The organism is Metamycoplasma auris, assembly GCF_003253435.1.
Lineage (GTDB): Bacteria > Bacillota_I > Bacilli_A > Mycoplasmatales > Metamycoplasmataceae > Metamycoplasma > Metamycoplasma auris.
Genome location: NZ_QKUB01000001.1, coordinates 1 through 25,162 on the forward strand (window position 1 = coordinate 1; position 25,162 = coordinate 25,162).

Annotated in this window: 25 protein-coding genes; 16 read left to right on the plus strand and 9 right to left on the minus strand. The window is 26.7% G+C overall.

The window, feature by feature from the left end:
* From BCF89_RS00005 to BCF89_RS07280, 3 genes are all read left to right on the plus strand, one after another.
* On the plus strand, positions 1 to 299 hold a 299-nt coding region (locus BCF89_RS00005; RefSeq protein WP_146236470.1), incomplete at its 5' end, for an IS3 family transposase.
* 110 nt (positions 300 to 409) lie between these two features.
* Positions 410 to 1,423 (plus strand): V-type ATP synthase subunit I domain-containing protein, encoded by a 1,014-nt coding sequence (locus BCF89_RS07275; RefSeq protein WP_111517924.1) that lies wholly within the window; start codon positions 410 to 412, stop codon positions 1,421 to 1,423.
* 58 nt (positions 1,424 to 1,481) lie between these two features.
* On the plus strand, positions 1,482 to 3,650 hold the full coding sequence (locus tag BCF89_RS07280; protein WP_111517925.1) for an MAG2960 family serine endopeptidase lipoprotein: 2,169 nt from the start codon (positions 1,482 to 1,484) through the stop codon (positions 3,648 to 3,650).
* A 73-nt stretch (positions 3,651 to 3,723) separates the two neighbouring features.
* Here the strand turns inward: BCF89_RS07280 and BCF89_RS03570 are convergent, their stop codons facing one another.
* Together BCF89_RS03570 and BCF89_RS00025 are read right to left on the minus strand one after the other, a co-directional pair.
* On the minus strand, positions 3,724 to 4,839 hold the full coding sequence (locus tag BCF89_RS03570) for a BspA family leucine-rich repeat surface protein (RefSeq protein WP_277870025.1): 1,116 nt from the start codon (positions 4,837 to 4,839) through the stop codon (positions 3,724 to 3,726).
* A 495-nt stretch (positions 4,840 to 5,334) separates the two neighbouring features.
* Positions 5,335 to 5,916: a variable surface lipoprotein gene (locus BCF89_RS00025; RefSeq protein WP_111517926.1), complete on the minus strand. Its 582-nt coding sequence runs from the start codon at positions 5,914 to 5,916 to the stop codon at positions 5,335 to 5,337.
* A gap of 361 nt (positions 5,917 to 6,277) precedes the next feature.
* Between BCF89_RS00025 and BCF89_RS07285 the strand changes: the two genes are divergently transcribed.
* The 3 genes from BCF89_RS07285 to BCF89_RS00040 all read left to right on the plus strand — a co-directional run bounded on the left by BCF89_RS07285 (position 6,278) and on the right by BCF89_RS00040 (position 11,114).
* Positions 6,278 to 7,678, plus strand: a complete 1,401-nt coding sequence (locus tag BCF89_RS07285; RefSeq protein WP_277870026.1) for a DUF2179 domain-containing protein — start codon at positions 6,278 to 6,280, stop codon at positions 7,676 to 7,678.
* 452 nt (positions 7,679 to 8,130) lie between these two features.
* On the plus strand, positions 8,131 to 10,110 hold the full coding sequence (locus BCF89_RS07290) for an ABC transporter permease (RefSeq protein ID WP_111517927.1): 1,980 nt from the start codon (positions 8,131 to 8,133) through the stop codon (positions 10,108 to 10,110).
* Positions 10,110 to 11,114 (plus strand): ABC transporter ATP-binding protein, encoded by a 1,005-nt coding sequence (locus tag BCF89_RS00040; RefSeq protein WP_170108348.1) that lies wholly within the window; start codon positions 10,110 to 10,112, stop codon positions 11,112 to 11,114. Before BCF89_RS07290 ends, BCF89_RS00040 begins: the two co-directional genes overlap by 1 nt.
* 75 nt (positions 11,115 to 11,189) lie before the next feature.
* On the opposite strand, the gene BCF89_RS00045 is transcribed toward BCF89_RS00040, so the two are convergent.
* Complete coding sequence (locus BCF89_RS00045; protein WP_111517928.1) at positions 11,190 to 11,645, minus strand: RpiB/LacA/LacB family sugar-phosphate isomerase; 456 nt, start codon at positions 11,643 to 11,645, stop codon at positions 11,190 to 11,192.
* Between the two features lie 4 nt (positions 11,646 to 11,649).
* Positions 11,650 to 12,117 carry an L-threonylcarbamoyladenylate synthase gene (locus BCF89_RS00050; RefSeq protein WP_111517929.1) on the minus strand — a complete coding sequence of 156 codons (468 nt, stop codon included), beginning with the start codon at positions 12,115 to 12,117 and terminating at the stop codon, positions 11,650 to 11,652.
* A gap of 68 nt (positions 12,118 to 12,185) precedes the next feature.
* Between BCF89_RS00050 and mutM the strand changes: the two genes are divergently transcribed.
* From mutM to nrnA (BCF89_RS07305), 6 genes are all read left to right on the plus strand, one after another.
* Positions 12,186 to 13,010, plus strand: coding sequence for a DNA-formamidopyrimidine glycosylase (gene mutM / locus BCF89_RS07295; RefSeq protein WP_111517930.1), 825 nt, complete (start codon positions 12,186 to 12,188; stop codon positions 13,008 to 13,010).
* 1 nt (position 13,011) lies between these two features.
* Positions 13,012 to 13,260 (plus strand): Smr/MutS family protein, encoded by a 249-nt coding sequence (locus tag BCF89_RS00060; protein WP_111517931.1) that lies wholly within the window; start codon positions 13,012 to 13,014, stop codon positions 13,258 to 13,260.
* Positions 13,261 to 13,370: 110 nt separating this feature from the next.
* Positions 13,371 to 14,060, plus strand: a complete 690-nt coding sequence (locus BCF89_RS00065) for a hypothetical protein (RefSeq protein WP_111517932.1) — start codon at positions 13,371 to 13,373, stop codon at positions 14,058 to 14,060.
* A 76-nt stretch (positions 14,061 to 14,136) separates the two neighbouring features.
* The gene (locus BCF89_RS00070) at positions 14,137 to 14,724 is read left to right on the plus strand and encodes an Mbov_0283/Mbov_0339 family surface lipoprotein (protein WP_111517933.1); all 588 of its coding nucleotides are present in this window, start codon (positions 14,137 to 14,139) and stop codon (positions 14,722 to 14,724) included.
* Positions 14,725 to 14,984: 260 nt separating this feature from the next.
* Positions 14,985 to 15,962 carry a bifunctional oligoribonuclease/PAP phosphatase NrnA gene (nrnA, locus tag BCF89_RS07300; protein WP_111517934.1) on the plus strand — a complete coding sequence of 326 codons (978 nt, stop codon included), beginning with the start codon at positions 14,985 to 14,987 and terminating at the stop codon, positions 15,960 to 15,962.
* Entirely contained in the window at positions 15,949 to 16,938 is a 990-nt protein-coding gene (gene nrnA, locus BCF89_RS07305) for a bifunctional oligoribonuclease/PAP phosphatase NrnA (protein WP_111517935.1), read from the plus strand. Before nrnA (BCF89_RS07300) ends, nrnA (BCF89_RS07305) begins: the two co-directional genes overlap by 14 nt.
* A gap of 102 nt (positions 16,939 to 17,040) precedes the next feature.
* Here nrnA (BCF89_RS07305) and BCF89_RS00085 read toward each other — a convergent pair whose 3' ends face one another.
* Together BCF89_RS00085 and BCF89_RS07310 are read right to left on the minus strand one after the other, a co-directional pair.
* The gene (locus BCF89_RS00085) at positions 17,041 to 17,688 is read right to left on the minus strand and encodes a hypothetical protein (RefSeq protein ID WP_111517936.1); all 648 of its coding nucleotides are present in this window, start codon (positions 17,686 to 17,688) and stop codon (positions 17,041 to 17,043) included.
* Positions 17,688 to 18,692 carry a nicotinate phosphoribosyltransferase gene (locus tag BCF89_RS07310; protein WP_111517938.1) on the minus strand — a complete coding sequence of 335 codons (1,005 nt, stop codon included), beginning with the start codon at positions 18,690 to 18,692 and terminating at the stop codon, positions 17,688 to 17,690. The genes BCF89_RS00085 and BCF89_RS07310 overlap by 1 nt, the downstream gene beginning before the upstream one ends.
* A 127-nt stretch (positions 18,693 to 18,819) precedes the next feature.
* On the opposite strand from BCF89_RS07310, the gene BCF89_RS00095 reads away from it, so the two are divergent.
* On the plus strand, positions 18,820 to 19,203 hold the full coding sequence (locus BCF89_RS00095; protein ID WP_111517940.1) for a hypothetical protein: 384 nt from the start codon (positions 18,820 to 18,822) through the stop codon (positions 19,201 to 19,203).
* Positions 19,204 to 19,267: 64 nt separating this feature from the next.
* On the opposite strand, the gene yidC is transcribed toward BCF89_RS00095, so the two are convergent.
* From yidC to rpmH, 3 genes are read right to left on the minus strand one after another with little or no spacing between them, the layout of a single operon-like run.
* On the minus strand, positions 19,268 to 21,307 hold the full coding sequence (gene yidC / locus BCF89_RS07315) for a membrane protein insertase YidC (RefSeq protein WP_111517942.1): 2,040 nt from the start codon (positions 21,305 to 21,307) through the stop codon (positions 19,268 to 19,270).
* Complete coding sequence (gene rnpA, locus BCF89_RS07320) at positions 21,294 to 21,623, minus strand: ribonuclease P protein component (protein ID WP_211305401.1); 330 nt, start codon at positions 21,621 to 21,623, stop codon at positions 21,294 to 21,296. The genes yidC and rnpA overlap by 14 nt, the downstream gene beginning before the upstream one ends.
* Before the next feature lie 45 nt (positions 21,624 to 21,668).
* Positions 21,669 to 21,815 carry a 50S ribosomal protein L34 gene (gene rpmH / locus BCF89_RS00110; protein WP_002881399.1) on the minus strand — a complete coding sequence of 49 codons (147 nt, stop codon included), beginning with the start codon at positions 21,813 to 21,815 and terminating at the stop codon, positions 21,669 to 21,671.
* Positions 21,816 to 22,420: 605 nt separating this feature from the next.
* Here rpmH and dnaA point away from each other — a divergent pair.
* Genes dnaA through BCF89_RS00125 form a run of 3 tightly spaced genes read left to right on the plus strand, consistent with a single transcriptional unit; the run spans position 22,421 to position 25,147 of the window.
* Positions 22,421 to 23,794, plus strand: coding sequence for a chromosomal replication initiator protein DnaA (dnaA, locus tag BCF89_RS00115; protein WP_111517945.1), 1,374 nt, complete (start codon positions 22,421 to 22,423; stop codon positions 23,792 to 23,794).
* A 24-nt stretch (positions 23,795 to 23,818) separates the two neighbouring features.
* Complete coding sequence (gene dnaN, locus BCF89_RS07325; RefSeq protein ID WP_111517946.1) at positions 23,819 to 24,916, plus strand: DNA polymerase III subunit beta; 1,098 nt, start codon at positions 23,819 to 23,821, stop codon at positions 24,914 to 24,916.
* The gene (locus BCF89_RS00125) at positions 24,917 to 25,147 is read left to right on the plus strand and encodes an RNA-binding S4 domain-containing protein (RefSeq protein ID WP_111517947.1); all 231 of its coding nucleotides are present in this window, start codon (positions 24,917 to 24,919) and stop codon (positions 25,145 to 25,147) included.
* The last annotated feature ends 15 nt before the right edge of the window (positions 25,148 to 25,162 follow it).

Consider the following 25,162-nt stretch of genomic DNA (forward strand, 5'->3'; position numbering starts at 1 on the left):
AGACAATTATTCATACTGACCAGGGACTCCATTATCAACATCATTCTTTTTCTAAAGTTTTAGAAAATGCTAATGTCACTCAAAGTATGTCAAGAAAGGGCAACTGTTTAGACAATGCCTCAATAGAAAATCTTATAGGAATTATGAAAAAAGAAATGTTTTATAATCGAAAAATTGAAAGTATAGAAGAGCTTACTGATAAAATAGACAGTTATATCGCCTGATATAACGCGGAACGAATTAGTTATAAAACCGCTGGGTTGTCCCCAATTAAATTTAGGGACAACCACAGCAGTTAAACATTCCGGTTTTTGGGGGACTCTGCAATATCTAGTATAGATGCTATTTTTTATAAATTAGTTAGTAGGGCATTTTAAAAAAATTAAGATATGAAAAGGAATAAAAACCAATGAAAAAAAGGACAAAAGTTGGATTAGGTATAGGTCTAGGTGTTACAACTTTAATTACACTATGTGCAACAGCAACAATTTTCTTAGTTAAGAAAAATAGTGTTTCTAATAATTTAGAGTCTAAGAACAAAAATGACATTAATGAGAGCAATAATAAAAGAACAAATTACAAACCTAAAAAAGAATCTAGCCATAAAAGAAATGCAGCACAAAATGATGAATTTATTATCACTAATGATTTGAATGATAGAACTAAGGTGAATAATTCAACAAAAAAGTTAAATGTTAGATTAGGGAAAAGTAAAGAAACTACTAAATTTCCATCACCTAAAATAAATTATGCCATTGACGCAAAATTAATCATTGCGCCATTAGAAAAAGAAATTACTCAATTAGAAAAGAAAAAGATTGAATTAGATAGGTTTTTTAAAAATAATGATTCGAATTTAGAAGATTGAAGAGCGAAGTTTTTAGAAGCTTCAAAGCAATATCATTATTATGATATTTTGTTTAGAAAGTTATTGAAATATAAGAATAAATTATCAGACTTTTTTAAGCAATTAGAAGAAAAATTATTTGGCGAATGACTGAGTGCTTCAAAAAGAGTTGATTCAATTACAAAAGAAATTAATTCACTATGAAAAACAAAAAAGGATAGTGAAAAGGATAGTGAAGAAATATCTAAACTTTGGGAAGATAGAAACCGCAATTATGAATTTATTAATAAAGAATGAAAAGAATATGAGTCATTTAAGAAATGAATTGAAAAAATTAAGACTGAAATCGAAGATATTCTTAAAGGAAATGGGTTAACAGTACAAAGTTCTCAAGAAGAAATAAAAAAACTAATGAATTCATATCTAAGTAAGTATCAATCAATGGCTGAAGAAGCAGAAAATAAGATTGAAGAAATATTAAAAAATATTAAATTAGCAAATGAGATTGAATTATTACTATCAAAAGATAAAAAATTATTAGAATTATATAAAAAATCACACATTCAAAAAAATTAGTAAGTTCTCACTAAATTTAAAAAAACATCAAATTAAAAATATAAGCATTAGGAATTAAATGAAATTATCAAATTATAAAAAATTAAAATTAGGAAGTATTTTAATCATAGGAGCAATCCCCCCCTTATTAGCCTCTTTTCTTCATTCTTGCAAGATTGAATCTAACATTCAAAATAAAGATAATAATTCTTCAAATCAAAATGCTAACCACATGAAGGATGATAATAAAGATTTAAAACCAAATAATACACCTCCAAATAAACCAAAAAAAGAGTTGTCAAATAAGCATTTTATTTCTCTTGAGTCACTTTTAAAAATGACTGTTAGAGATATTCATCAAAAAACAAAAAACTATAATGAAAAAAGTAAGGAATTCGAAGAGTTCTTGAGAAAAGAAAATATTAATTTTGCAATTGAGGATTCAATCCACTATGATAGAGAATTAGACAAAAAGTATTGATCATATGCTAAGGAATTAGGAGAATATGGGAATTATGGTAATAATTCATTTGAAAAAATTCAATACTATAATCCAAGAGTCCCATTAGGTCATTATCTAAAACCTCAATATCTTGAATCATTTAGTGAAGATGAAATATCAGAGCTAAAAGAACAAGAAATTAATCTTAATCATCTAATTAAAAGTAATCCTTTTGGATTTCTTCCTTCTAATTTAAGTCAACTACTATCTTATGCAACCTTAGATTCAATTGCATCATTTCTAAAACTTAATAAGATTGATAAGATTAAAGCAATTGCAGATGACATTAATGGAATTTTTTATCTTCTAGTTTATTCAAACAAAGGCAAACATTATTACAAGATAAGTAAGGATGACAAATTTAATAAGTCACTAAAATCCAATGTTGATTTCTATTCTTACATAAATGATCGTAGTATTGAGTTAAATGTAAATGTTAAGCAATGAGTTAATGATCGATTAAATGAAAATAATCCATATGAAGTAACAAAAAGATTGAATTTTGCAAGGTTCTTAGGTACTGCTTGAGTAATTGATCGAATTAAAAATGATGATGATAAAGAAAATTATGAGCTTCTTTTGGCTACAAATATGCACGTATTCAATCTAAGATCGACATTTGACAAGACATTCGCATATGATAAATTTAATAAAAATCATGATTACTCTTGATATACATATCCTCCTGGTTTTTATGATGGAAATAATACAACAGACTCTGAAGATAATAGAAATAAGGAACCAAGACCATACTTTAAAATTAATCGGATTAGAGAAAATAAATTAGACCTTAATTTTGGAATATTTGAGCATATCAAAGACAAGTATGAACTAGATTTTTCAAGTTCTATTGAAACATTTGATGCATATGCATCATATCTAGATGCTCCATATTATGTGCCAAAATATAAAAATACACATACATATATCAAATCCGAAAAAGAAACTCCAAGTTTTTTAAAAAATAACTATAGTCACTTTGAAACAAATAACTCAGGTGCAGATTTTTTAACCTTACGTTTCAAGGTAAAAAAAACAATGCTAAAAGACATTCTTCCTTCATTAGCTAAAGTAATAAATACACCACAAGAAAAAGATTGATATGTCAACTTTGCAACTGAAAAATTCAGTCCACTTAAAACACAGTTTTATGCAGGATATTCAAGACATTGAAATCCATTTAGTAAGAAACACTCGCAATTTCGTGGGGTAAAATCTGAAGGTGGAATTATATCAACTAAGAGACGTATAATTGATGAATACTATATACGTGATGCATGGTTAAGATATAATAAGGATCTCAATAAAGAATATAATGCTGTGAATGATGAATGAAAAAAATATGAAACTTCATTCATTAAGAAAAATAATGAACCTGATGAAAACGAACATGGGATGCCGCTAACAACAATTGATCAATTTTCAATGTTATATACAAATATTCCTTTTGGAGACCTGAATCTAAAAGAAGGAGCTTCAGGATCGATGGTCATTGATTCATCCTTCAATGTAATTGGAATTCTTAATACAAGAATTGAATCTCCCGGCGGAGAATATAAAGTTATTCCATTCGGAAAAACAATTAATAACACAGATGGAATTGTTGTTAGAGAGCAAACTAATGGAGTAATTCTTTTTAAGAGTTTGAGCGATGACTATTTAGAAAAAAATAGCTCTCCTCATTTGATTGAGGGATTAAGAGAAAAACTTAAAAAAGATAAACTTGAGACAATCAAATTGGATTAATGTAATTAAGAGTAAACAAAGAAAAATGCAGTTAATAGCTGCATTTTTTAATTTATAGGTTATGAGAGAAAAACTATTTTGAAAGATGATCTTCTGTTGTACCTCAGGATTGAGCAATTTTCTTCTTATATTCACTTGAGAGGTTTGATTTATTAAAGATACTTTTAACAATATTGTGATCTGTTACTTTTCATTTGCTTATATCTTGTTGAAAATTAGAAACATCATAAAATGCCTGATTAGTGTTCTTAAGATTTTTAATATCTCATTTATCAAGATTATCTATACTACTTGATTTAAGATTATGAAATGTTAGATATAAAGAATTTATTTTTAGTGGCAAGTGTTCCGGTACTTTTGATGTGTAGTGTGGGAGACCAGTAGCCTTAAAAAAACCATTATCAACATGATAGCCTAATTGAGTTATAACAATTTTCTTATTTGTTTTGTTAACCATGCTTCAATTCTTTTCTATACTATTTCTATTTACTGAATTTAAATTATTTAAAATTTTTGTTGGTTCATTTTCATAGTAGTATTTAGTAAGAACTGCATCCTTTAATACTATTCCTAACTCAACATCAAATTTCTGTGATCCTAATTTTAATTTAATCTTATTTTTTCCACCATTTGGTGAAACTTCTAAAGTTTTATCTTTATCTCCATTGTTTTGAAGTTGCAATCCTTCAATTTTTTTATCTTTTGCATAAACAGCTATTTGCTCAACAAAATCACCTTGTGTGTGGAATGAACCAAAAGCGTCTTCGTGTTCTTTAACTATTTGCTTAACGGTTTCAACGTCTTTCATATCTTTCTTTTCTTTTTCTTCTTTTTGCTTTCTAGCAGCCTCTTCCTCTTGTCTTTTTCTTTCATCATCTTCAGATCTCATTTCTCCATGCGGCATACCATAAGTCCCACCAGGAGTATCTGAGTTCATAGTGTTATTTTCAGAAGAACTATTATCTGGTTGATCTCCTTGTTCACTGTGGGTATGTGAGTGATCAGAGTTGGTTGATGTGTCTGTATTATTGTGTGCTGCGGGGGGGGTATTAGTAGTTTTATTTCCGTTATTTTCTTCAGTATTTAAATCTTTCTTAGGTTCAATCTTTTTCTTACATGAGGCTGCAATTAAAGGTAGTGAAACTAGAGAAAGTGACAAGCTAGTTAGTATTTTTATTTTCTTATTCATGTTTGTATTTTCCTTTCGTTGATTATCACTTACATTTATTAGTAAGTAAAAGAAATTGCTAATCTTAGATTTTAATTTAAGTAGACTAAGATTGTAAAATATAAATTTTAGGATTCAAAAAAGAAAATAATACTAGAAATTTTAATTTTTAGAAGAAAAACTAAGAATGTTAGAAAAAATATCGAATAAAAATTAATCTTATTTTCTAACTCTATTAATTAATATTAATAGAATAAAAGTTGCATATCTAAATCTTTTCTTTAGATATGCAACAGAATAGTTGAATAGGATATTTGCTAAATTTTAGAAGGAAACTTTAGAATAATTTCATTAATTGGATTTTTATTTAAAGATCTTATTTAAGAAAATATCTTAAAAAAACTTGGATATTCTTTTTTTAATTTAAATTAATAAACTATAAATTTATAGAGTTAAATCTTTTAAAGTATTTTTTTTTGTTTTAGAAATTACTTTTTTTACCTTTTATTTCGAAAATTATAATTCTAGACCGACTGAAGTTGAACCAATTTTTACAAATATTTTATTTTTATTTTCGCCTTCTTCTAATTTAGTATCTTTTTTTGTATTATCTTGAAGTGATATTCCTTCAATACCTTCTTCTTCAACATACTTTGCTAATAGTTCAAGAAATTCACCATGAGTTTTAGTTTTCTTAAGGTCTTCCTTCTTTTCCTTGAATACCTTATATATTTTTTTAACGCTCTCTCGTTCGTCTTGATATTTTTTAGCTTCCTCTTCTGTTATTTGAGGATGACCACCATGTTCATTTGAATATGTTCCGCCATTGCTATTATTTGATGAAGATTCGCCATTTTTAGGTTCTTCAATCTTCTTAGGTTCGTCTTTTTCCTTTTCAACCTTTTCTTTAGGTTCATCACCTTGAATATCTTTTCTTTCTGAATCATCTTTTAGTGATTCATTAATACGTGAATCTTTATTCTTTTCATTTAGATTATCTTTAGAATTTTGTACTCTTTTCTTGCATGATGCTGCAATTAGAGGTAAACTTGCTAGAGAAAGTGACAAGCTAGCAAAAATTTTAGTCATTTTGTTCATATTATCAACACCCTTTCGTTACATTTTTTTCAATCTAATTACAATTAGACTGAATCCAATAATCTTTTATTCAAAAAAACATTCACATCAAAATAATACTAAAAATTGATATGTCTTATTATTATTATTATTTGATACAAATTGTCTTTTGAAATCAATCTTTTTTCAATTCAATTGATTGAAAAACAAATGCTTTTATCAATTTAAAATAAGAATAATTTAACACTAAAAAATAACTTAATTTTTCTTTAATTCAATTAGAATAAAAATCAATATTTTTAGTGTTAAATAATGATTAAAATGTGCTATTATATTTTTTAAATTAAGAGACTAAAAAAATAGAAAAGGAGGAACTAAAAAAATGCTAAAAAAGAAAAAAAATAAAATGAAATTAGATTCATTAAGTAATAATGTTGCTTCTGAAGAATTTAATGCACTTTCAAGTCAAATTAAAAAGAAAAAAAAGGGAAGCAATTCTTTAGGTTACAACATTAATCCATATGGAGTTAACTTTTTTAATATATGAAAAAAGTTTCCTAAGAAAATGCTAATGGTTTTTATTTCAGCAATTTTATATAACTTAGCAGTCGCAATTTTCTTAGGCAAAGCAGCTGCTGTAGCAACTGGATTATCTGCAATTGTTCAAGCAGTAACCTTAACAGTTTCAAAAGCAGCACCTTATTTTGCATATATTTATTTAGGTCTTAATTTACCTTTCATTTTTATTTTTTGAAAAAAGAATTCAAGACTATTTATGATTCTAACCACTTATTGGTTATTATGGCAAGTTGCATTCCAAACGCTTCTTTTAGTTCCTCAGGTTTCTGATATATTTAAGCGAATCTCAATCTATTATGTTAATTGATATGCACCAGATTCAATTGAAGCCCCTAGATTCAAAAATGAGTTTCGTGGTTTAATTCCTTGAGAAACCTATGGTGCATACAGTCATTCATATAAGAATTTATTTGCGTGAATGAATAATAATATTGATAATAACATTAATATCTTTGCTAATGCCAATACTTATACATTTAATTTATCAAAACCTCTTGAAGCAGGTGTTTCTTTGGAATTAGGAAAGATTAAATATATAACACAAAATCAATTCTATCAATTATCTCATTTTAAAACTTTAATTGACAATGGATATAATAATCCAACATGACCAATCATTGTTTATGTCGCAATTGGCGCAATCATGGCTGGTATTGCCGGTGGAATGGCTTGAAAGAATTCAGCTTCAACATCAGGTGCAGATTTTGTAGTTTATTATTTATCAAGAGTTAAACAAAAAAGTATTGGTCATATTTCCTTAATTCTTGCAATTATCTTTGGAAGTTTCGCATTTATTTTAATTACAATTATTGAAGCGCTAGGAGTCACTGTTGATAAACCATTTAATTTTGGTGGATTACTATTAAGATTTTTGGGTTCAGCATTATATGTTGTTATATATATATTTATGCTTGAATTTATATATCCTAAATATCGCAAGATTAGAATTGAAATTTACACAAAAAATCCTGACAAAATTATTTCAAGATTCAAAGAAATCAATTATTGACATGCCTACAATATTGAAAAACTGGTTGGTGGTTACACTAATACTGAAACAATTAAGATTGAGACTTATGCTTTATATTTGGAACAAAGTTTAATCAAAAATGAAGTCTTAATTGCAGATCCAAAAGCTTGAGTTACAATCACGCGTGTGCATAAGATTTATGGTGGACTTGATACATCTAAGGTTGAATCTTAAATCAATTTAATTGCAATAATACAAATTAAATTTAATATTCTTAAAACTTGCACTCAATGGCAAGTTTTTTTATTTACTTGTAAATAGAAACAATAAAAGGTATGAAATAGAACAAAATTAAATTTCATTAAAAAAATGAGACTTAAGTTTATTATCATAGTCTCATTATATTTGCAATAAGAAAGATTATTTAGGTACATTAAAGTACAATTATTAGTATAACGTTTAACTTTTATAAAATAAAAGTTTTTATATTAAAAGAAATTAAGTTATCTATCATAATAAACTAAGCAAAAAAACGATGAAATTGAATAAATATTATTCTAATTAAGTCTCAAAAAGAATTCTCTTATGTTTGGATATGTTAAAACAAGAGATAGGTTAAATATTCAATAGTAGATGTAAATTCCTAAACGTTATAACCAGTAAAATTAAATTTAGAAGGAGGGTTTATGGGTGCTTTTTTCAGAATGCAATTAAAAATTTACTTTAGATTATGAAGTTCGTATATTGCTCCCTTAGCAATTGGTGCATTTTATATTGTTTTAATTGCCTTAATTAAGCTTGCACTTAATACAAATGAGGTCGATAAATTAGTCAATAGCAACAACTATATTGAGGCAATTGGTAATTTTGGTATGATTGCTTCATTTATCATTTGTACCTTTGTCACACAAACATTTTTCTATCGTTATCGAAGAGAAGGTATTGAATACATCTTGTATTCAAAACCAATAAAACGATTTCAAATTTATTTAAGTAATGTTTTAGCTAGTATTATTGGTTTAGTTCTTTCAATGTTTTTAATGGGATTTACTTTCTTCATAAGCAAACTAATTGTTCCAATTGAACCAAAAAAGGCAATAATTACAGCACTATCGCTTACTTGAGCAGGATTATTATGTGGTTTACTAGGTTTGGGAATAGCCTCTCTAGTTCAAAACTTTGTTGAAATGAAGGTATTTCAAATTATTGTTGGAATAGTGCCAATTCTTTCTATTTTGGTAATGAATTTCGTAAAATTTGCTCAAGGTATAAATGTAGTAAAAGTAGGATTTAGAGTTGCAAATAATCCTGTTTTATTAATTCCTAATAAGGATGTTGTTGGAACAAATAAATCGATTGATAATCTAAATAGACGTATTTCTTCGCTGGATGACTTATTGATTGAAAATGAAAGAGTTGCAAACAAGTTTGAAAATGACCAAAAATTAACTTTCAATCCACTTCAAAAAGAGTTTAAAACAAAGAAAATTGATAGTTCTTTAGATATTATTAATAATTCAAGAAACTCATTATATTCAAAAATATTTTTCCTTAATTTCAAAGAATATTATTTTCCCCTATTAACCTTACATAATCGAAGTCTTCAAAATGCCAGTGTCTATGTTGATTACAATAAGAATCTGAAAGATAGAAAATATTATGATATTCTAGACCAAGAAGGCAATTTAAAAGAAGATACTTTAAAGAAACTTAATAATAAATATAATTTGAATTTAAAAGAACAAATTCTTTTTAAAACTGACAATAATGATGTTTATGCCTTAAGTTATCATGTTAATAATTTTAAAAATATTTTTGGTGTCTCTGATGCTTCATCAAATGCACAATTTGAATCCTTTTTTGATTATGCTACTGATGATATTCAAAACAATAATTTTGATCAATTTAAAGAATTCAATAACAGGGTTATTAAATTTATTCTAAATAAAGAATATGCAGACAAAATAAAAAACGTTTTAGTAAATTTTTTGGGACTTGAAAAACTTTTAACTCAAAATCCTGATGTTACTATAGTTCATAGAGTTATTGAAATTCTAAGTCGTCTAACAAAACATGTAGTCTTGAATGATGAAATAAAATTTAAAGAAGAGATTGAAAAAATAAAAGAAGAAATTAAAAATGACAAAAATAAAGATTTAAAAGAATTGAATGATAAGTTTAGCATTTATTTACCATTTTTATCTCTAGAAACAATTAAAGAAAAAATTAATCTAGATAATTTGTCAGGACTTGTTGATAACTATATAAAACATAATTTTGATCAATCTAAATTGAGTGAAATTCAAAGAAGAAAACTAGAAAGTGCTCTTGCTAAAACAAAAGAAAAAGCTGCCGAAGAATTGAGTAAACTACTTTGAACTATCAATGTATTTAAGATTATTGGTCTTCAAGAGGATGGAACTTTCAAAACTACTTTGTCAACTAAAAATTTTCTTAATTATCTTGCACAATCATCAACTAATTACAATAAATTTGTTGACTACAAAAAAGGAATTCTTAAAGTTATAAAATTGAATGATAATCTTATTGAATTTCAAAGAAAGCCATATTTAGAACCTCTTACTGCTTTATTGATTACCTATATAATTTCATCAATATTAATTATTGCTGGATATCTAAAATTTCAAAGAAAGAACTTTAAATAATGATAAAAAAATCAATTTTTCAAATAATTAAAGAAAATAAGGTAATGTTTGCTAAGGCAAAGAATCATACTTATTCAATTCCTTTAGATAATGTCGCTTTATCAATTCAAAATCTAAATGTATTTTTTAAACAAGGGTTCTTTAGGCATAAACAAGTATTGAATAATATCAGTTTTGAGGTTAAAAAAGGTGAGTTCCATGGCTTTATTGGTAACAATGGAGCCGGAAAAACAACAACAATACGTTCAATTCTAGGTTTCTATCCAAATGCAATTGGAAAGATATATATAAATGGGATTGATAGTAAAAGTTCTAAATCAAAAATTAAGATCGGATATGTTCCTGAGGTTGCAATCTTTCCTAAAACACTAAGTGCAAGAGAATATTTGCATACATTTGGATTAATGTCTGGAATTAAGAAGAAAAATTTAGATAAGAGAATTAATGAAATTATTGAAAAGTATAATTTCAATCTTCCTGAGTTAAATAAAAGTCCTGAATTTATGTCCTCAGGTCAAAAAAAGACAATTTTATTAATTCAAGCACTAATAAATGATCCTGAATTAATCATAATGGATGAACCTGCAGCAAATTTAGATCCAAGTTCAAGGGTAGTTTTGTATAAGACTTTAAAGCAACTTCATAATGAAGGCAAAACAATATTTATTTCAAGTCATATTCTTGATGAGTTAGAAAAATATATTGATAGTTTCACACTATTGTCGCAAGGTAATATTCTTTATTCAGGTTCAATGCATAATGCTGTTGATGAGAAATTTAATACACAAATAATTTTAAGTAGTTATGATGAAATTACTTTATTCTTAACAGTTAATAATATTGAATACGAAATTAAAAATAATACTCTTTTTGTTCAACTTGATAAGAACCAAAAGAAAGAATTACTAGCAAGATTAAATAAATTGAATATTGAAATTTTCTTACTTAAGGAAAATAAAGATTCAATCTTAAATAAGTGATTTGAAGGAAACAAAGAACTATAAAATTAAGTAATAAAAATCGAAGTGACTTCTAATCGTTACTTCGATTTTTTATTTTTAGAAAAAATTAATTTTTAATTATTTATCTTGTCCAACCTCATCTAATTTGTTGATTCTTGGAATATGTCTTCCACCTTCAAATTCAGTTTGCTCTCATGTGTGAAAGATTTTTTCAATTTTATTAGGTTCTAATAATCTTCCACCCATGCATAGAATATTTGCATCATTGTGCAACTTAGCTAATTTAGCTTCCTCTTCAGAAGATACACGCGCACAACGAATGTGTTTAAAACGATTTAATGCAATTGAAATTCCAATCCCAGAACCACAAAAGGCAACAAATTTTGTATCTTTTTCATTGATGTGTTTCTTTGCTTCTTTAGCAAATTCAATCCCAACGTCAGCATATGAAACTGAAGTTGTTGCATCTTTTGAACCAAAAGTTTCAACTTCATATCCTTCAGTTTCCAATCTACGCGCTAGTTCCATTTTTGCTTCATGTCCAGCATGATCACTTGTTATTTTTATTTTCATCTTCTTAATCCCTTAAAATTTCATTATCTTCAACTCTAATTATTTTGCTTGGCTTTTGGGACATTGACCCAAAATTATAAATATTTGTAATTTCCGGAAAAATTAATTTAGCATTTTCAATGCTTTTACATATTGGTGCATTTGAAAGATTGCAGCTTGACATATACACTGGACCATTTTCTTCCAAATAATCTAGAAGTGCCTTTTGGTTTGGCATTCTAAAACCTTGGTCGTTTACAACTAAAGTAACTGCTCCTGGTCAATATATTTTAGCTAGTTTTTCAGCTTCTTGATTTCATTGTTTAAATTTTCTAGCTTGCTTAATTGATGATACTAAAATAATTAGTTTTTTATTTCGATCTCTGCCCTTAATTTCATAGATTAAATCTTCAGTTTCTTTGTCCACTGGACCACCAATTCCAAGAACTGTGTCAGTTGTTGAAATAAAGAGTTTATTGTATTTATTTGTCATAGTTTTATTATATAACTTATGAAATTTTAAGTAATTAAAAGAGGATAAAGATAATATAATAAATAAGTATGCCTGAATTACCAGAAGTTAAAGTTGTAGTTAAAAATTTAAAAGAATCAATCTTGTTTAAAAAAATTAAAAAGATTGATATTTTAAAAGAAAAAATAATTAAGGAATGCTCACCTGAATTTTTTCAATCAAATCTAAAAGATGCAACAATAACAAATATAACTAATAGAGGGAAATTTATTATTTTCCACTTTGATAATGACTTAATTTTGTTATCTCATTTACGTATGGAAGGAAAATATCGTTTTTATTCGACTGAAACATCGAATCATAAGCACTTAATGGTTAAATTCATCTTTCATGACCAAAGCGAGTTGCATTATTTAGATAGTCGAATGTTTGGAACTTATCATCTAAGAACTAAGGATAACTATTTAACATCTTTTCCTTTATCTAAAATGGCATCTGAACCAAAAGACACATCTGTTGATTGATTGAAAAATAGACTATTACGATCATCATCTGCGATTAAAAGTCAACTATTGGATCAAACAATTTTGGTTGGACTTGGAAATATATATGTTGATGAAGCACTATTCGCATCGAATGTACATCCACTGAGTGTAGCTAGAAATATGCCTACACAGAAATTAGAAGAAATTCTAAAAAATGCACAACAAATCATGGATAAAAGTTATGAATTAGGTGGTTCAACAATTCATACATATGAAAGTTTTAATGGTCAAATTGGATCATATCAAGATCATTTAAAAATTCATAATGATAAGATTAAAGAATGTCCAATCTGTAAAGGCAAAATATCAAAAATTAAAGTCAATGGTCGAGGCACTTATTTATGTGAAAGATGTCAAAGGAGATATTAAAATGAATTTTGATTATTCATTCATAATTGATTTACATGGTCAAGATTCAATTGAAGCAACTTCTTCAGTCTTAAATGCCTTATTTGCATTCGATGAAAATAAAAATTATGAGTACTTTGACATCATTACAGGTAATGGTAGTGGAGCCCTTAAATTTGTTGTCTCAGATTTACTAGAAACTGAAAACTATAGATATAAATTTCTTAATCAGAATCAATCAATAATTCGTGTCTATCGAAAAAAAAGATAAATAATTTCCCAAGTGATAATTAATTTATCAAATTCTTTTAGTATAAAACTTTTAAAACTAGTTAGGTTTTTTATTTGTAATCTAAACTAGTTTTTTTAATTTTTTAAATAATGAATTTATTATCTTTTTTAAGCTATTATTCTTCGAATTATGAAGAAAATAAATTATTTTTAAGCATAGCAACTTTAGTTTCTATATCATCTCCAATTTTTGTTATTTCTTGTAAGAATGAATCAGTTAATACACCTAAGTCAAATGCTATAAGTACTGAGCACAATAAGAAAATGAGGTTAAATTCAGAAATTAATCCAAACAATGAGATTGAAAAATTAAAGTCTACTAAAAATAATAGCAATCAATCTATATTGAATTCAGAAGACAAAGATTCAATGAATATCAAAACACCTTCAACTCCAAATTCAATAGAAAACCCTGATGCACCGATTGAAAACGAGATAAATAATCAAGAATACATTAAGAAATTACTATTTGAAATTGGAGAAGATGAAGAATTAAAAAGTGAAAATATAACATTAGAAAAATATTTAGAAAAAGTAGATAAATATGGCTCGATAATAGATAAGTTTTATTCTAACTTATTACCCAAATATGAAAATGTAGTTAATCCTATATTAAGTGATTATTATTTGGTAGTAAAATCAATTCTAAATGATCCACAAAGAGAAAGAGAGCGAATTAAGAAACGTCTTGAAGATGATAAACATAAAGCATATTATGTAAAAACTTTAAAAGATTTTAAGGAAATATATCCTGAAGTTTTGACTTTGACAAAAAAATAATTAAGGAATAATAAGTCTTTAATGCTTTAGAAAATTAAATTTTTATTTATATTATTTTTATGTTATATTTTGAAATATGAAAGCAAAAAAATTATTTTTAATAAGTGCAAGTTTACTGGGTTCATTGATCCCCCTTGCTGCAGTATCATGTAAAAAAGAAAAGATAGATAAAAAAGAAGATATACATCCTAAAAATGACCATGATAATGGTAAGGATAAAAATAGTAATCCTCAACCAGGCAATACAGAAAATAAAGAACCAAAAACTGATGACAGTGCAAATGGTGAGACAAAACCTAGCGAAAGCACACCTAATGATGCACCATCGGAAAAGAGTGAATTGGATCGCTATATTGATAAAGTAAAAGAGTATGGAAAAGAAGCATCAGAATTTTTTGACTTAGCTTCTAGATTAATTCAAACAAAGTATAAAGAGGAAATAAGTAAAAAATATGGTAAGTTTGGGGAAATAATCAAAGGTTTGTCTAAATTATATGAGGGAATAAAAAGCAACTTAGACGAAACCAGGAAACAAATTATTGAAGGATTTAAAGATCCTGAAAGTAAGAAAGCATTATTAGAATATTTGAATAGTTATGAAGAATCCAGAGAGGAAATTCAAACCGCAATTAAGGAATTAAAAGAAATTGAAAAGAGAAAGTAGATTTTAATAAATCTGCTTTTTTTATTAATCAATTGGCAAATAAGAATTTATAAAATAGCATAAATTAGTCATCAATTATTGTTTCTTGAATATTAAAAATTCAATGACTAACAATATATTGAATACTTAATGTTTGTATAATGACTGAGTTTAAAATGGATAACTAATTTTGGTATTATAATTTTTCATACTATATATTAATAATTAATAGTTAATTTAAATATTACTTTATAAGTCAAAAAATAATTTTAGGAGAAAAAATGGCAAAAAATACTTGAGAGATTGCAAAAGACGCAATTGAATCTCATGACAATATTTTTATTTTTCATCATATTCGCCCTGATGGAGATTGTCTTGGTTCACAATTTGGATTAAGAGAATTAATTAAAACTAATTACCCAAATAAAAAAGTATTTGTATTTGGAGATACAGGTGGAATATTTCCTTTTATGGAATGAGACTTCGATAAATTTGAAAATGTTCCAAAAGAATTTTTTAATAACTCGTTAGGTGTTGTTGTTGATGCAAACTCATATCATCGTGTCCTATACTCTGATTATATTAGAGAAAAAAACTTTACACATTTATTAAGAATTGATCATCACCCAGTTGATCCAGATGTTCCTTATGATTACACATGAGAAGATGCAACATATGCTGCATCAGCAGAACAAATTGGTTACATTGCAATGAAAGCTAAATGAGTTGTAACAACAAAGGCTGCGAGATACATTTATTTAGGAATTAATACTGATTCAGGAAGATTCCAATATGAATATGTCCAAAAAAGAACTTTTGATGTAATGTCATATCTACACAAAAACAACGATTTTAAAGTTTGAGATGTAAATCTTGATCTAGCTAAAAGAGATGAACGTAAAGTTAAGTTCGCTGCTTATGTTTTACTTAATTATAAAAAAGCAGGTAAAGTTCTTTATTTCTATGTAAGTAAAAAAATTCAAAAGAAATTCAATCTTAAGGACAATGAGGCTAACGATGTTGGGATATTAGCTAATATTGGAGATTGTAAAGTTTGAGTATTCTTCATTGATATGCCTGATGGAACAATTAGAGTCCGTGTTAGATCAAATGGAATCTGAATTAATCATATTTGCGAAAAGTATAAACCAGGTGGAGGTCATGAGGTAGCAGCTGGTGCTACAGCAAGATCAAAAGCAGATATGAAGGCAATAATTCAAGATTTAAAGGCTGAGGTTGAAAAATATGATAACAATTAGTGATGAAAGACTTGCGATTTTTAAGAATATAGAAAGCAAAATTAAAGCTCATAAAAATATTGTAATCTTTCATCATATTCGCCCCGATGGAGATTGTCTAGGGTCACAATTTGGATTAAAAAATTTAATTAAAGAAACTTTTCCGGATAAAAATGTTTATACAATAGGTGATTCAAAAGGCAGTTTCCCTTTCCTAGATTTTTCAATGGATAAATTAGAGTTAAAAAAAATAGATGATTCATTAGGGATAATTGTCGATGCTAATTTCAAAGAAAGACTTGAATGTAGAGAATTTCTAGATAATAATGTATTTGATGAAGTTATAAGAATTGATCACCATCCAAACGCTGATGATTTAAACGCATCACTTGTTTGGGTTGATCCAATGTCACCAGCAGCTGCGCAGCAAATAGCTGAGATTGCTTATTTCTTAAATTGAAAAGTTAATTCTGATGCTGCCACATACTTATTTTTAGGTATATATACTGATTCAGTAAGATTGACAACTAATTTGACCAATGAGAAATCAATGTTTTTAGTGGCTTGACTATGATCTAAGAAAGCAAAAAAAGATTTGATTTTTGAAAATATGGCAATTCGTAGTTTTGATGATATTAAAATTAATTCATTCGTCCAACAAAATATGCAAATAAAAAATGGAGTTGTTTCATTCTATTTTAATTTAGAAGATCAAAATAAATTAGGTATTGATGACCCACTTAAGGCAAATCGACCCTTTCTTTTATCATCAATTGATAATAATAAAGCATGAGTATTTTTTACTCAAGAAAAAGAAAATCAAATTCGTTGTGAATTTAGATCTTCAGGAGCTTGTGTTCGAAATGTAGCTATTAAATGAGGTGGAGGAGGTCATCATCGTGCCTCTGGAGCGCAAATTTCGGATCCAAAATTAATTCCTTTGATTATTAAAGACTTAGAAGAAGAAATTAAGATTATAGAAAATTATGATAATTAAAATGTTGAGTCTTCAACATTTTTTATTATTTGGATAAAAAAAAGATTGCCATTTCTTTAAAATGCAATCTTTCATCTGTGCAAAATTTGTAATAATGGGAATTTATGATTGTGTGTTAATATATTTATCATATATGTAATCATCGGCAGCTTGATGAATATTTCTTATGTAATTAAAATAGGTTTTGTATTTCTTGAAATCACTTTTTCATATAAATTTTTTGTTAATTGTTTTTGCGAAATCAATTACTAAATATAAATCAAAAAAACCAAATTCATCAATTGCATCAATAATCATCTTTTGCATTAACATACGAATCTTTGGAAGAGTGATATCAATTTCTCTTTTGTATCTTTTCTTTTCGATTTCATAGAAGGCGCCAAATAAAATATTTAAATTATTAATTTCAGTGTGATAGGTATTTAAAAATAAATCATTAACCTTTTTTTCTTCTTCATTTAGTTGTGTGTCATTGAATAAATTATTGACATCAATTGCTTGCTTAGCATATTTGTTCTGAGACTTCAGGATTAGAATAATTTTAATGATGATTAAAATAAAAATAAGTAGGAAAATAGTTCCAAATATATAACAAGCAATTATTCCTGCAAGATTGATTTTGCCTAATATCCTATTTGCAGCTAAAAAAAGTACAATTCCAATTGCTAAAAAAGAAAAAATAACAATGAAACCAAGAATATTTAGAGCTGAGTCTTTAAAGTTTTTTCTTTTAATTTCTCTTTCTTCCATTAGATATTTTCTCCGTTATAAGTTTTAAGTTTTTTATTTTCTGAGTAATGTCTACCAACCTTAGCAATTAAATTTCCATTTAATCTTGTCGCATCAGCACTAAAATTGATTCATACTTTTAGTAATGAAGCTCCTACCCCATAAATATCAACTGGAGTATTTGCCTCTTCGAAAGCTTTAATTGTTTGTGCATTGAAACCTGATGAGACTATAATTTTTACATGTTCTCCACCATGCTTATCTAGTGCCTCTCTTAGTCTCTTAATTTGATTTGGTGTAACCCCATATTCTTTATTTGATTCATCAAACATTTTGTCTGATACACCTTTTGATGTATCTACACGTACGCCTCATAGTTTATTTTTAAACTTATTTAGACAAATCAATGAGTCTTTAATTACATCATTATTGAAGTCAACTAGGGCAATTAATTTATCATTAGGAAATGTTTTATGAAATGCTTCAACAGCTTTTAATGTATCACCATTAAACATTTGAATTAAAGCATGTGGCATACTGCCATAAGTTTTTTCATAATTAAAATTGGAAGCAGCAAGCGTAGAGTGATTATCAATTCCGCCGACTTTTAATGCATATGCATCATTAAGCTGATTAATATAATGGTCAGCACGATCAGCCATACTTACTACTTTTTTATTTTTAGCTTCCTTAATTACATAATAGGCATTGGTTGCAATTGAAGTTTGTCTTGCTAAAATCCCATCAATGATTCCTTCTCAAATACCAAAGTCTTGATAGTGACCTTCAAGTTCCAATACTACTTCTTTTTCATTAATAATTGATCCTTCTTCTAGGTATCGAATTTTATATTTGGAAATTTCAGTATATTTTTTTAATAAATTGATAACTTCATTGATGCCACAAAGTTTGACATCATTGAATCTTTGAAAAAATTGTAATGTTACAATGTCATTTTTCTTATATATTTTTGAGATCTTATTTGTTTTGAAAAAATATATTGAAATATAATTTTTTAATTTCATTTTAAACCTACTTAGCAATTGCATTTTAAGTAATGCATCAAGATTATTTAATATTATAATTATATAATTAATTAGTTATAGTAATTTAATTCCAGTTATGCATTTAGATTAATAGGATGAAGTAAATATGAAGAAAGAAAAGAAACAAAAAACTAAAGAATATAAGATTTCTACTTTGCAATTTTGAGGTGGAATTTGATGATTAGTGGCATTGGTAATGCTCATTTCAGTTGCAATTGCAATATATACTAAAAACGATTTTTTAGCCTTTCCATACATTATAAGTTATATTGTGGTTATTGTAATATTTGGATTAAGTTCTTTATTAATAGTCATTAATTCAATCTTTGGAATGATCTTAGCTAAGAAACACAATAATAAGAAAATATTTATTTTATTTCTTCTATCTGCAATATTAGTAATACCTTTTGTTTCAATTTTTGCAATTTTTGCTTCCTCAATTAGTTTGACTTCTTATAATAAATATGAAAGTCAAACTAATATTTCTTAGATTACATCTATCTAATCAAATAAAAAATCAAGCAACTAAAGAAGTCTGCTTGATTTTTTGTGTGTTATGCTGTTTTAAATAATCATGGACTTAATTTATTTTTATATCATTTGGTTTTTTGAATGTAATGAACAATGATACTTTGAATAATTGTAAATATACCGCCGATGATTCAATAGATTTGCAATCCAGCACTAAATAGAACACCAATAAATGAAAGAATTATAGGGAGAAGAATTGTTTTTTTGCTTGCCTTTTTCATTTCTGCTTTTTGGTAGGCATCCGCACGTAAGAATTTCTTTTTGCGCAGTTGTAAGATTTTTGGCATAAATTGAGCAATAATTTGGATTCCGACTGAGAGAATTAAGATTGGTAGATATTGCATCTCTCCAGCTTTGAATACTCTATATAGAGATGTTGCTGAAAGTTGGATTGAATATAGAAATGCTTGCTTAATTTCTGGAAGTGTTGAAATAATTCTAAAGACAACAATTAAGATTGGAAGAGTTATAAATGAAGATAGAAGTTGTGAAAATGGAGAAATCTTTTCTTTTTTATATAATTCAGCAATCTCCATTTGTTTTCTTTGCTGCATTTGTTTATCAGTTTTGTAAGCTTGATATTTGGCATCAATCTTAGCTTTCTTTTGATTTAATTCTTCCATTTTTTGGGCACTAAAGATTGATTTAGCAGTTAAAAAGAATGTTATAAGTCTTACGATAATAACAGTAACAACTAATGCTAAGACAATACTTCATCCAGTTGTTCCTAAACTTCTTATGATTGAATTCATAAATTGGGACACAGGATACATAAAGAATCCATAGAATGGTCCATAACTTCAGTGGTCTTTATATGTAATGATATGCTTTTGAGGTATTAATGAATCATTTGATAATAGATTATTTTTTCAAGCATTTTCATTATAGTTACCTGAAGGATTAATTGGGGAATATTGATATAGATTTACTTCGGTATTTAATTGATTGTCTTTAACTTTATAATTTGATTTACTCAATGAAGCAATTTGAGTGTAGTTATTGAACATTGAAGCTGCATTATTAAAGATTTTATTTAATTGGAAACCTTCACTTTCGGTTATTTTTCCGGGGCCAATTGAATCTTTATAATGTAAAACAAAGGTATTTCATTCTTTGATTAAATCAGCATTATTTAGTTTTCTTAAGTCACTAATAGACTTTTTGTTTGTCTTAGATAGCGCTTCACCAAACCCAGAACGATTATTGGAGTCATTAATTCAAATTCTAAAGGTCTCACCAACTAATGTTGTAAAAATATCTGATAGAAGAATGCTATCAACACTTTTTCCACTGATTGTAGATAGTGAAGTTTTTGAAATATTTAATTTTTTAATGTGTGAGTAATCAGTTTTAAAAATAGTTTTTTCTTCCTTACCATCTTCTTGTTTTTCGTATTTGTTGTATGTTTCGAATGTTATTGATGATGGTATGTAAATATCTTGAATTTTATTTACTGGTGTGTATGTTTTTGTTCTACCATTACCTTTGGCATCACCAAAGTTAACATAGATATGATTTTTACCATTTCCATATACAACACCTCTTTGACCATCTTTATTGGTGATGTTGATATTAGAAATATTTTGTCATTCTGTATTTTTTTCTGAAGAATTATTTAAATTACTTGGTTTTTGTAATTGAAGAGCAAAAGAATTGCCACCATAGATACCGTAATGTCCACCATTGTTTCTATCTTGCTCTTTTAGGGCTTTAATTTGCTCTTTATCTTCTAAACCTAGATATGTGTTGGCAACAATTCCTGTTTTTGAATTAGTGTTAGGGACAATAAATTCATTTCTATCTTCATTTCATCTTAGAGTAGCAATATTAGGTGAAACATAATCAGCTTTTGTATATATTTCATGCCCAGTACCGACTTTGTTTCCTGATTTTGTCGCAAACGATTGGACGCAACCTACAAGACCAATTGAAATAAAAAAGATAATGAAAGCAATCTTAATTCATTTTCATACTTTTTTTCAAATATATTTAGGCTGCTTGTCTTCAGGCGTTTTGTTAATTCTAAACGCATCATAGTGTTTAGAATTATTATTTTTTGCCATTACTTATCCTTTCATAAATTTTATGAACTGCCAAAATTTTTTCTTCTCAAGATAAATTAAGGAAATTTTTTCTTGCGATGATGACAGTGTCATAGTTGATGTTATTTGTGTCCATTTTTCTTAAAATTGCTCTTAGCTGATTTTTATAGTGATTTCTTTGAACTGCATTTGCAAATTGCTTAGGGATTGAAATTCCTACTCTAAAATGGTCAGATTTACTGAAATAAATAATTAGATTTCTTGAAATTATTTGATTGTGACTATCAATTATTTTTTGAAATTCTCAATTTTTTTTGACAATGTTTTTTTTGTCCATAATTTTTTTAATTTGGATGTTATTTCCATGAAGAGGATGATCTAATTATTTTTCATCTGAAACAGTTAATTTATGTCTACCTTTTGCACGTCTAGCAGCTAATACTTTACGACCATTTTTTGTTTGCATTCTAGCCATAAAACCGTGCACTTTAATATGTTTACGTTTCTTAGGTTGATATGTTCTTTTCATATTATCTTCTCCTTAATTCATATATGTTTAATTAATAATTTTATTTGGATTAAAATACTTCTTAATATTTTACCAAAAATATAGTAAAACTATTTTATCAAATTAGACATATAAATTTATTGTTTTGATTAGGTTATCGTCGCAAATTTAACTTAAAGAAAAATTGTCTATCATTAATAAATTACTAACTGACTATTTCAATTATTTTTGTTAAGTTAAATCATATTTTGGACTATTTATTTAAGTTTTTATAATTCCTCTATCTTATTATAATTTTGAGACTAAATGAGTATTTATTCCTATATATTCATTCAATTTTTCAGTACTTGCATTCATTTTTGAAACATTTAAAAATTGGCTTATTAAAGTAACTATCTTCATGAAATATAACAAAACAAATTACTTTTTATAAACCCATTTTTTAACATTTTCTAATTTATTAACAATTAAAGTGTCAATTAAGTAAATAAGTAATTTTTTTCAATTTAATTTAAGAAAGAAAATGCATATTTTTTGTGTTGATAAAATGTTAATAATCTTGTTTAAAAAATTAAATAATATACATTTAGAAGGTCACATTTAGCAATAAAATATAATTTTAAGATATGAAATATAAAGATGAAGAACTCGATCTAAATATTAGCAACCAAATTTTTCAAAATGAATTAAAAAATACTGCAAGTGATGAGATGACATATACTAGTTTTTTTTCAACTTTAAAACTCGTTTATGTTTCTGGTAATAATGCTTATGTTTTGGTTCCAAGTCACATTATTGATTTTATAAAGTCTAGATTTATTGAAACAATTCAGCGAGCAATTGTAAATGTACTTGAAAGAAAGGTTTTTATAATTTTTGTTTCTTCAATTGAAGAAATTAAAGAATTGAGCAATAAAAATGATTTTAATTACTCAGCGCTAAATGACATTGAAATAAAAATCAATAATAATGTAAAAAATAATTTGACTTTTGAAAACTATGCCACAGGAAATTTTAATAAAATGGCACTAAAGGCCGCAAAAAGAATTTGTTTGCAATATATTGATGAATCTAACCCCTTATTTATCCATTCAAATAGTGGACTTGGAAAAACGCATTTATTACATGCAATCGGGAATGAGTTTGTTAAACAAAATAAAAGTTGTTTGTATATCAATCCTGATATTCTAACAAGAAGATTAGTAGAACAATTAAGACTTAAAAATCAAGAACAAATTAATAAAATTATTGATGAATTGACATCTTATGATTGCTTAATGTTTGATGATGTACAACAATATGGCAATAAAGAAAGCACTCTTAATGTTTTATTTAATGTAATAAACATTATGAAAACAAATAATAAGCAAATTATTTTTTGTGCAGATAAAGCTCCGAATGATTTAGGTGGTTTTGAACAAAGATTTTTAACTAGATTTGAAGGTGGACTTACGATTGAAATCAATAATTTACAGTTTGAAGATGTAATTTCAATTCTAAAGTTCAAACTTAAAGAAAATCAAATTAATGTTGATCTTTGAGAAAATGGAGCATTGAGATACATCGCACGTAATTTTTCTTCATCAATCAGATCAATCGAAGGGGCAATAAGTAGAATTAAATTATTTGCTGAAGGAGATGATTTCTTTACTTATGATTTGCAAACTATGCAAAACATTTTTAAAAATGTTACGAGATCGAAAGAAAGTATCACACCTGAAAGAATTATTGACACAGTTTGCAAATATTATGGTGTTGAAAAGAAAAAAATTATGAGCAACAGCAGAATGCAAGAAATTGTTATTCCAAGAAAGATAATTACTTATTTTTTAAAGAATAATTTTGATTTTACACTCAAAGAGATTGGAAAAATGGTCGGAAATCAAGCACACTCAACAGTTATTGCTTCTCTTAATTGAATTGATGCAAATATGCAAAGCAATTCGTCACTAAAAAATGCTATTGATAAAATTCAAAATATATTAAAGAAAATAATTTAGTAATCTAAAAATATAAGGAACGAAATGAAATTAAGAATTAATAAATTACTATTAGATCAAGTTATTGAAAGGGTTGCAAAAGCAATTGATCCCAATCCTTTTATTCCTGAATTAAAGGGAATCTTAATTGTTGCTGAGGGAAATCAAATCACTTTAATTGGTTCGAATGGAACAATTAGTGTTAAACATAATATCACTACTTCCCTTGATGCTGAAATTATTCAACCAGGTAAGATTTTAATTGATTTGCATTTATTTAGATCCATTATAAAAAAATTAGACAATGACATTATCTTAGAATCAAATGAGACAAAACTTGAAGTAAAAACAGAAAACGATCATTATATTTTGAATCTTTATAATGCTTTTGAGTATCCTGTTATTGATTTTTCTGTTTATGGTGAACAAGTAAAGATTAAATGACAAAAATTCAAAAGTATAGTTAGAAATGTAGCAGTAGCAGCAAGTACGCTTGAAACAAACATTATTTTATGTTGTATTAATCTTTCAGCACAAAATGGAAAATTAAAATTAGTTGCAACTGACAAATATCGTTATGCTGAAGAAGTAATTGACATTGAAGAAAATATTAATTTCAATATTAGTGTTTTAGCAAAAAATTTAAAAGATTTACTAAACTTTGAATTCAATGGAGATGTAATTTTAAATATTTCTGATCAAAAAATTTTATTTGAAATGGATGGATCAATTATTGAATCCAAAGTGGTTGACCAAGTTTATTTGGATGTTTCAAGAATTATTCCTAAAAATTTTGCAAGCACACTTTTAATTTCAAAAAGAGAATTAAATGAATTATTGAATAAGGCATCAGTAATTATTTCTGAAAATTACAACAAAATAAAACTATACATCAAGGATGACCTATTAACAATTCTTTCCACACGTGAAGAGATTGCTAATGCTGAGATTAAATCAAGAAATTTCAGCTACAGCGAGTCTGAATTGAAACTAGCACTTAATTCAAAATTCTTGAAAGACGCAATTCAAAGTTTTGATGATGAAATTAAATTATCATTGACCCCCGATAAAATGAGAATTGTGATAACATCAGAATCTAATCCAAATTTATTTCACTTAATTACGCCGCAAAGAGGTTTCTAAATGAAGATTGAAATATATGGCGAGGAAATTAAACTAAGTCAATTTTTGAAGAAAACATCATTATGTCGTACTGGTGGATTAACTAAATATTTTCTAAAAGTACATAAAGTACGTATTAACGATAAGGATGCACTTGGAAGAAATTCTAAGATAAGAGTTGGTGATGTAGTCTGAATTGATGACCAAGTTTACATTATCAAAAAAGCTGCCGATGATAGCGAGATAAAATAAATTTAATTTCCAAAT